Below are 2,169 nucleotides of genomic sequence, written 5' to 3'. Positions count from 1 at the left end.
CTCCCCGCCGGCGGCGTTCATCACCGGCGCCTCGATCGCCCTCGACGGGGGCTGGACGGCGAACTAGTGGCACCCCGCACAATGTCGGTCATGTCTACGGAGGACTGGTCGAGGCCGGCTGGCCACCGGCCCGCGCCACCCACATCGGCGCGCTCATGCGGTACTTCGTGGCCGGTTCCGCGCTGGGCTCGTTCGCCCGTGGCTTCGTCGAGGACCCCGGGCTCTACGCCGAGCAGTACCCGCACCTCACCCAGGCCCACCGGCTCGCCGAGCACCAGCACCAGGTGGACGAGGGCGCGTTCGCGCTCGGTCTCGACGCGCTCATCGACGGGCTCTCCCGCACCTACGAGCAGCACGTCGGGCCGCTGCCGCCACTCCCGCCCGCCGCGCCCGCGTACTAGGGTCCAAACTTGCACTGCTAGTTTCGGGCGACCGACGTGAGGGGCGCGGATGGATCTCGCACGGACCGACCTCTACCTCGACGGCCGGTGGGTCACCGCGTCCGACGGGGCGACACTGCCGGTGCACAATCCGGCGACCGAGGAGGTCGTCGCGACCGTACCGGCCGGCACCGCCGCCGACGTCGACCGGGCGGTGGCCGCCGCGCGGGCCGCCTTCACCGGCTGGGCCACGACCGCGCCCGCCGACCGCGCCGCGCACCTGAACCGGCTGCACGCCGCGCTCACCGCCCGGGCCGACGAGATCGGCCGCATCATCGCCCTGGAGCTGGGCACCCCGCTGAAGCTGGCCACCCGGGTCCAGGCCGGCCTGCCGCTGACCGTGCTGCGCGGCTACGTGGACCTGGCCGCCCGGCCGCCCGCCGAGGAGACCGTCGGCAACTCGCTGGTGGTCCGGGAGCCCGTCGGCGTGGTCGGCGCGATCACCCCCTGGAACTACCCCCTGCAACAGGTGATGGCGAAGCTCGCCCCGGCCCTCGCCGCCGGGTGCACCGTGGTGCTCAAGCCGAGCGAGCTGACCCCGCTGGTGTCGTACCTGCTGTTCGACGCCATCGCAGAGGCCGGGTTCCCGCCGGGAGTGGTCAACCTGGTCACCGGCACCGGTCCGGTGGTCGGCGAGGCCATCGCCGCGCACCCCGACGTGGACATGGTCTCCTTCACCGGGTCCACCGCGACCGGCCGCCGCATCTCGCACCTGGCCGCGGACCGGATCGCCCGGGTCGCACTCGAACTCGGCGGCAAGTCCGCCAACGTGGTCCTCGACGACGCCGACCTCGTCGCCGCGGTCAAGGTCGGGGTCGGCCACGCCTTCCTCAACTCGGGACAGACCTGCACCGCGTGGACCCGGATGCTGGTGCACCGGTCCCGCTACGACGAGGCACTGACGCTGGCGGCCAAGGCCGCGCAGGCGTACCGGCTCGGTGACCCGTTCGACCCGGACACCCGGATGGGTCCGCTGGTCTCGGCCGCCCAGCGGGAGCGGGTCCTCGGGCACGTCACCCGGGGGTTGGCCGACGGCGGCCGGCTGGTGGCCGGCGGACCCGACGCACCGGTGCCCGACCGCGGCTGGTTCGTCGCGCCCACCGTGATCGCCGACGTCGACCCGGACAGCGCCCTGGCCCAGGAGGAGGTGTTCGGTCCGGTGCTCGCGGTGATCCCGGTCGACGACGACGACCACGCCGTGGCGGTCGCCAACAACTCCCGGTACGGGCTGGCCGGCGCCGTCTGGTCGGCCGACGAGGAGCGGGCGCTGCGGGTGGCCCGGCGGATGCGGACCGGCGCGGTGGACGTCAACGGCGCACCATTCAACCCGCTCGCACCGTTCGGCGGCTACAAGCAGTCCGGCTTCGGCCGGGAGCTGGGCCGGTACGGGCTGGACGAGTTCCTCCAGACCAAGGCCATCCAGCGATGAGGGCGCTGCTCGCACGGGGTGTCGGCGCCCCGCTCGGCGTGGAGGAGGTCGAACTGCCCGCCCCCGGTCCCGGCGAGGTCCGCGTCGACATCCGGGCCGCCGGGGTCTGCCACTCCGACCTGTCCATGGTCAACGGCACCCTCGCCGCGCCGTACCCGCTGGCGCTCGGCCACGAGGCGGCCGGCGTCGTCGTCGAGGTCGGCGCGGACGTGACCCGGGTGCCTCCGGGAGCGCACGTGGTGCTGAACTGGGCGCCGCCGTGCCGGAGCTGCTGGTTCTGCGGGCACGGCGAGCCGTGGC

Annotated in this window: 2 protein-coding genes and 1 pseudogene; all 3 read left to right on the top strand. The window is 74.3% G+C overall.

Annotation, left to right across the window (positions count from 1 at the left end; translation table 11 throughout):
• Positions 1-92: 92 nt before the first annotated feature.
• Positions 93-401: pseudogene (locus AB0I76_RS28265) on the top strand (TetR/AcrR family transcriptional regulator C-terminal domain-containing protein); the annotation flags it as partial.
• Positions 402-450: 49 nt separating this feature from the next.
• Positions 451-1,869, top strand: a complete 1,419-nt coding sequence (locus tag AB0I76_RS28260) for an aldehyde dehydrogenase family protein (RefSeq protein ID WP_357041686.1) — start codon at positions 451-453, stop codon at positions 1,867-1,869.
• Positions 1,866-2,169: alcohol dehydrogenase catalytic domain-containing protein (locus AB0I76_RS28255; protein ID WP_357041683.1), on the top strand; the 304-nt coding region annotated here is incomplete at its 3' end. The genes AB0I76_RS28260 and AB0I76_RS28255, both read left to right, overlap by 4 nt.

Origin of the sequence: Micromonospora sp. NPDC049799, assembly GCF_040656655.1 — a bacterium.
Lineage (GTDB): Bacteria > Actinomycetota > Actinomycetes > Mycobacteriales > Micromonosporaceae > Micromonospora.
This window is presented reverse-complemented; position numbering and strand designations above follow the sequence as displayed.

Excerpts from the sequence above, each read along its gene's own strand:
- AB0I76_RS28260 (WP_357041686.1), top strand. The coding sequence starts at position 451 with ATGGATCTCGCACGGACCGACCTCTACCTCGACGGCCGGTGGGTCACC.